This window comes from Candidatus Methylomirabilota bacterium (genome assembly GCA_035315345.1).
Lineage (GTDB): Bacteria > Methylomirabilota > Methylomirabilia > Rokubacteriales > CSP1-6 > CAMLFJ01.
Window position 1 is genome coordinate 1 of sequence record DATFYA010000165.1, and the last position, 5,813, is coordinate 5,813.

8 protein-coding genes are annotated in these 5,813 nt (G+C 66.7%); 6 read left to right on the plus strand and 2 right to left on the minus strand.

The window, feature by feature from the left end; all coding sequences use genetic code 11:
- Positions 1 to 651: hypothetical protein (locus tag VKN16_21275; protein ID HME96741.1), on the minus strand; the 651-nt coding region annotated here is incomplete at its 3' end.
- Between the two features lie 230 nt (positions 652 to 881).
- On the opposite strand from VKN16_21275, the gene VKN16_21280 reads away from it, so the two are divergent.
- Positions 882 to 1,178: a hypothetical protein gene (locus tag VKN16_21280; protein HME96742.1), complete on the plus strand. Its 297-nt coding sequence runs from the start codon at positions 882 to 884 to the stop codon at positions 1,176 to 1,178.
- Here VKN16_21280 and VKN16_21285 read toward each other — a convergent pair.
- A complete protein-coding gene (locus VKN16_21285; protein ID HME96743.1) occupies positions 1,153 to 2,643 on the minus strand; it encodes a sigma 54-interacting transcriptional regulator in 1,491 nt (496 codons plus the stop codon). The genes VKN16_21280 and VKN16_21285 overlap by 26 nt on opposite strands.
- A gap of 563 nt (positions 2,644 to 3,206) precedes the next feature.
- On the opposite strand from VKN16_21285, the gene VKN16_21290 reads away from it, so the two are divergent.
- From VKN16_21290 to VKN16_21310, 5 genes are all read left to right on the plus strand, one after another.
- Positions 3,207 to 3,464: a hypothetical protein gene (locus tag VKN16_21290; GenBank protein HME96744.1), complete on the plus strand. Its 258-nt coding sequence runs from the start codon at positions 3,207 to 3,209 to the stop codon at positions 3,462 to 3,464.
- A 106-nt stretch (positions 3,465 to 3,570) separates the two neighbouring features.
- The gene (locus tag VKN16_21295) at positions 3,571 to 3,747 is read left to right on the plus strand and encodes a hypothetical protein (GenBank protein ID HME96745.1); all 177 of its coding nucleotides are present in this window, start codon (positions 3,571 to 3,573) and stop codon (positions 3,745 to 3,747) included.
- A gap of 78 nt (positions 3,748 to 3,825) precedes the next feature.
- Positions 3,826 to 4,251 (plus strand): TadE/TadG family type IV pilus assembly protein, encoded by a 426-nt coding sequence (locus VKN16_21300; GenBank protein HME96746.1) that lies wholly within the window; start codon positions 3,826 to 3,828, stop codon positions 4,249 to 4,251.
- 16 nt (positions 4,252 to 4,267) lie between these two features.
- Positions 4,268 to 5,158, plus strand: a complete 891-nt coding sequence (cpaB, locus tag VKN16_21305; GenBank protein HME96747.1) for a Flp pilus assembly protein CpaB — start codon at positions 4,268 to 4,270, stop codon at positions 5,156 to 5,158.
- On the plus strand, positions 5,158 to 5,628 hold the full coding sequence (locus VKN16_21310) for a pilus assembly protein N-terminal domain-containing protein (GenBank protein ID HME96748.1): 471 nt from the start codon (positions 5,158 to 5,160) through the stop codon (positions 5,626 to 5,628). The genes cpaB and VKN16_21310 overlap by 1 nt, the downstream gene beginning before the upstream one ends.
- The last annotated feature ends 185 nt before the right edge of the window (positions 5,629 to 5,813 follow it).

The following is a 5,813-nucleotide window of genomic DNA, read 5'->3' on the forward strand; positions in this document are numbered from 1 at the left end:
GGCCGAAAAGATCGCGAGGCGCGGCTTCCGGAACCGGATCAGCATCGCGATTGCGAACGCCGATATCGCCAATCCCTCGAACCTGACGAGCGGCGAAAGAACCACGAACAGCACCAGGAGATAATGGTTGTAGGACGGCAGTTCCTTTCCGCTGTCGGTGGCCAATTGCATGCGGATGAGGAGATAGAGCACCGAGACGGTGACAAGGACCTGCAGCGAATGCTCCATGCCCGTGAAGATGAGCCCGAATCCGTTGGCGGCAAAGAATATCAGGAGCGCCCAGACACACGGGACCTTTGTACCGTGTTTCGCGTCCGACGCCGCGCACTCGACAATGAGCTGGTGAATGACGAGTACCGTCGCGATGGCGCACGGAGTATTCACGATAAGGGGCGCGTAGAGTCCCGCGCCGAGGGTGAGAAACGGAACCAGCAACAACGGCCAGAGGATCGATGACGACGGCGAGGAGTAGTCCTCGAGGTTGAGACCGTAGTGTCCGAAGCGCGCGAGATTCTCGGCGAGGGCAAGATGGATGTAGGGGTCGTCCAGCGTGTAGGTGAAATGCCCGCTCGTCGTCCACAGGATGAGGACGAACTCTGCCACAACGACGGCCAGAACGCCCGCGATCAACGGATACCAGTCGCGCCTCACACGATGCGCTGTCACGGGATGAACGCTACCTGAGCGCCATGACGGTGAGAACTGCGGCGCCCAAGATGGAAACTACGTGGCGCATCCTCGGCGTCAACCGTCAAGTCGACCGGCCGCGCATCGCGCTTGACATCGTCGGGCGCGCGGCCTAGAGTGCCGGGCGCGGTGCGCGCCGGATCGTCGTTCCGACCGCACCGCCGATCCAAATCTGCATAAGGGTGGAGGCATTGATGAATGCAACGCGATCGATCGCCGCAGTGCTGATCCTGGTCCTGGCCGTCACGGGCGCGAGCGTCGCCTCGGCCGAGGACTCCGCGGGCGCCACCGCCGCCGCGGTGGTGGGCGACATCTTCTACGTACCGGGCAAGGCCATCGTGTGCGGGCTGAGCGGCCTCGGGTACGTCATCGCCATGACGCTGACCTTCGGAGCCCTCTACCAGGAATCGACCGATTTCGTGAAGGGCGGCTGTGGCGGTCAGTGGGTCCTGACCGGCGAGGACATCAAGCCAACGCCGAAGTCGTACTAGAGTTCGTCCCAGCCAACGGGCCGGCGAGCCCTTCGCTCGTCAGCCCGTACCGCTTGGCCTTGCGCGCCACCGTGGACTGCGTCACCCCCAGGTACCGCGCGGCGAGGGCCTGTGTCTTGTAGCGGTCCAGCGCGTCCTTCAGCAGCTCGCTCTCCATCTTCCGCAGCCTCTTGCGGAGGCTCGATCCCGGGCCGGGGACGTCTCGAGCCGGGACTGCCGGCACGCCGCGCACGTGTGCGGGCAGATCGGCCACGTCGATCAGATCGGAGGTGGCGCTCACCACGAGGCGCTCGGCCAGATTCGACAGCTCGCGCACGTTGCCTGGGAACTGATAGCAGCAGAGCATCGCGACCGCCTCGGGGGTGATGCCCCGGCGCATCCGGAGCCGCTTCTCGGCCCTCGCCAGGGCCACCTCGATGAGACGCGGGATGTCCTCCGGATGGTGGCGCAGGGGGGGAACCTCGAGCGCCAGCACGTCGAGCCGATAGAAGAGGTCCCCGCGGAAGTGCCCGTCGGCGATCATGCGGCGCAGATCCCGGTTGGTGGCGGCGATGATCCGCACGTCTGGACGCTTGGGCTTCACGGCTCCCACCGCCCACACCTCGCCATCCTCGAGGAACCGCAGCAGCTTCACCTGCAGGCTCAGCGGGAGATCGCCGATCTCGTTCAGTAGCAGGGTGCCCTTGTGGGCCAGCTCGACGAGCCCGACCTTCCCCTTGGCGTCCGCCCCGGTGAAAGCGCCCTTCGCGTAGCCAAACAGCTCGGCCTCCATCAAGCCTTCCGGGATGGCGCCGCAGTTCACCTCGAGAAACGGACCGCCGCTCCGGGCGGAGGCCTGGTGGATCAGCCGGGCGAACAGGCCCTTGCCGGCTCCCGTCTCACCCACCACCAGGACAGTCGAGTCCACGGCCGCGTACCGTAGAGCCGTGGCGCGCAGCGCGGCCAGAGTCGGGCTGTTCGTGACGACCTCGTCCGGCTGCGGCTCCCGGTCCGCGGTGATGGTCAGCGTGGAGCGCGACTGGTCGGCCCGCTCGACGGCATCGCGCAGCCGGCTCATCACCTGCCCCATGTCGGTGATCTCGCGGATGGTCACGACGACATAGGAGAGCTCGGCCGCCGACACGATGGGCGCACCGGAGACCAGCACCTTTCGTCCGTTACGGAGCGTCTGGACCGTCGACACCGCGACCCGCGCCGCCGCGACTTCCCCGCTGATCGACCAGTCGAAGTCGCGATCCACCCCGAGCTCGTGGACCGGCCGGCCCATCGCCTCTCGCGGCTCGAAGCCGAGCAGCTCGCCGGCCGCCCGATTGCCACGCAGCAGGATCGCCTGCGGGCTGAGAATGCAGAGCCCCTCCCGCGCGCCCTCCACCATCGCCTCGAGCATCTCGAGCGAGGCCCCTTGGGCGGAGTGGGCTGGCGTCGAATCCCGCGCGGCGTTGCGCTTCATCAGCTCGATGGGCACGGCTTTCTCCGTGGATCACTGCCAAGTTCGGTCGCGACAGCAGCAGCACGAGAAATGCCAGGATGACGCCCGGAGCGGCGATGCTATCCGAGGCGCACACTTAACGCAAGTGACTCCAAGGAGCGGTTCCACACCTGCCTCGGAAGGGGATAAAGATTATCCCAATCTGGCTAACGAGCGCGCGGATCCGCGCTTTTCAGTCCTGCGCAATGATTCCGCCGTCGCGAGAACCAAGAGTCGATATGCGGTTCTGCATACGGGTCGTCGGCGCCCGTAGCCCGGGGAGAACATGGGACATTCGGTCTCGCCTCGAGGCGGCCTCGCGTCTTTCGCCACCGTCTGCCAATCCATTTCCGCATTGAGTAACGCCACGGGAGTGTGTCCTCTCAGTCAGGCGTAACTCTCGGTCGCATATAGCCTCGTTCCCTCGCCGGCCAGGATTGCCCCACGCATGGCACGCGCTCTGCAATCTGCCACGCCTCGACAAGCGACCAGGGCAGAAGGCAGTACCAGACGGAAACATCACCTCCGGCGCTTCCCGGAGAGGTGGAAAGGGATCGAGGGTGAGCAACGCGGAGTCGCTCGTGGTCGTGAAGCTCGACCACAACGGTGGACAGGCTCCGGCGGTGTTCGAGGTGCTCGAGCAGGCCGGCCTGCTGGGCGAGGTCTCAGAGAACGAGCTGGACCTGGTCGAACCGGGAGCCGTGGGGTTCCGGATCCCGCGAGATCGAATGGCCGCGGTGGTGCTGGCACTGGAGTGCAGCGGCTTCGCAGACGTGAGGGCGTACGAGGTGCAGCCGAGTCGAGACAGCGTCGGATGAGAGGGGGGAGGCGGGGCAGCAGGTAGCGGGGCGGAGCAGCAGCGAGGCGCAGTGAACTTCTCAGACTCACCATCGTGAACGATGGGAGCAAAGGAGACAACAGGCAATGAAGCGGATCCTCGGATACCTGAAGGACGAGCAGGGCGTCGAGACGCTCGAGTGGATCGCGGTGGGCGCGCTCATCGTGATGCTCGCGGTCGCAGTCTATCCCGGCACCCTCAAGGCCGGCATCGACGCGGTCATCACGGACATCACCACCAAGCTGACCGGTATCGTCACGTAGGAACCCCAGCCGATTCCCGGGGCCCGTTCGGGCCCCGGGAGCTGGCACAAAAACACAATGCACACGACCATGAGACTGATGCGACGACTCGGCAATCAGCGAGGCACCTCCACGCTCGAGTTCCTCGTGGTCCTGCCGACGCTGCTGTTCATCTTCCTCGCGTCTCTCGAGCTGAGCCGGGCGTGGCTCACGTCGAACATCGCGACCAACGCCGCCCGGGAAGGCGCGCGGGTGGGGGTGGTCACGCCTCCTCCCGATCCGAACAACCCTTCGTTCAACAACGGGCCGGCTGTGACCCGGGTGAACGAGGTCCTCAGCGCGGCGAACCTCACCGCGGCCAGCGTAGCGGTGACGTGCTCCGCAACCGCCTGTCCGCCGGATTCTCAGGTACAAGCCACCGTGGTCGTCAATTTCGAGACTGTCGTGCCGCTGTTCCTACCCGTCCTGGGGACGCCAGGTAGCCCACTGGTACTCACGGAGACGGTCAGGATGCGGCGCGAATAGGGAAAGTAGGGACACTATGCGTCGGCGATTGCTGCTGATTGTGCTGTGCGCCTCTCTCATCGGCCTGCTGGCGAGCTTCCTCGTCTACCGGGTGGTCAGCCAGGTGGCCCGGGTCAACGACGATCAGTCCGACCGCATCGTGGTGGCGGCGGCCAACATCGGGCTCGCCGAGACCATCACCGGCCAGCACGTCAAGCTCGTCCCCTGGCCGAAGGCGGCCGTGCCTCCCGGGGCGATCCGCAGTGTGGCGGACGCCGAGGGACGGGTGGTGCGGGGATCCATCGTGGCCGGGGAGCCGCTGATGGAAGCCAAGCTCGCCCCGCAGCTCTCCGGCAAGGGCGGCATCATGCCGATGCTGGTGCCCGAAGGCCAGCGCGGAGTCACCATCAAGCTCGACGATGCCACCCGCGACAGCGGCTTCGTGCTGCCGAACAGCCGGGTGGACGTGCTCGTGAGCATGCCCAAGGCGCCCGGCGCGAACGAGAAGATCGCCAAGGTGATCCTGCAGGACGTCACCGTGCTCGCGGCCGGCCAGACCGTCGAGATGAAGGACAACAAGCCCGTGACGAATACCACCGTGACCATGGCGCTGACGCCGCAGCAGACCGAGCGTCTCGCGGTGGCGCAGGCCGAGGGCAAGCTCATGCTCGTCCAGCGGAACCTCCGGGACACCGACGTGGTCCGGACGCCCGGCGCGACCCCGTCCTCCCTGCTCTCCGACGTGGCGTCCGCCACCCCGCAGCCCGCCGTGAAGGCGGTCGTGGCCCGGAGCGCCCCGCTGCCGCTGCCCCAGATCGAGAAGTATCCAGTGGAAGTCATCCGGGGGACAAAGGTCAGCGAGCAGGTCTTCGTGCGCGGGCGCGGCGACCTCTGGAGCGAGCAGCACGCGCCCAAGGGAGACCGCTGATGAGAGCGCATCTCGCTCGGCTCGCCGGCTTCGCGCTGGTGGGCCTGGCCGCAGCGGGGGCCACCCCGGGCTTCACCGCGGCCCAGTCCCTCAGTCGGCTGTACCTTGGGGTGGACCGGTCGCACGTGCTGGAGATCTCCGATCCCGCCCGCAAGGTCGCGGTCGCCAACCCGAACATCGCCGACGTCCAGGTGATCAGCCCGACCCAGCTCCTGGTGGTCGGGAAGGCGACCGGGATCACCTCGCTGGTCATCTTCTCGGGCAAGTCGTCGCGCCAGTTCGATCTCGTCGTGCATCCCTCCCCGCTGGGCACGGTCACCGCGCCGAGCGGGGTGGAACCGCCCCACTCGGTGCTGGTCCAGCGCGGCGGGAGCATGACCGAGCAGCTCTTCGCCCGGGACGGGAACCAGCGCTGGCAGGAGCTGGGCCAGATCAAGCCCGACGTCGTCGCTGAGCCGGCCAAGAAGTGAGATCGCCAGACATGGGGGAAATGCACGCAATGCCACGACGTCATAGCCCGGCAGCCCGCGTCTCTGTCGCGCTGCTGGCCGCCACGCTGCTGCTCTTCGCCGGGGGCTTGCTCCCGGCTCTCGCTGCGGAGCCCGGGCTCCTCCGGCTCGACGTGACCATCGGCAAGTCGCAGGTGCTCAATCTC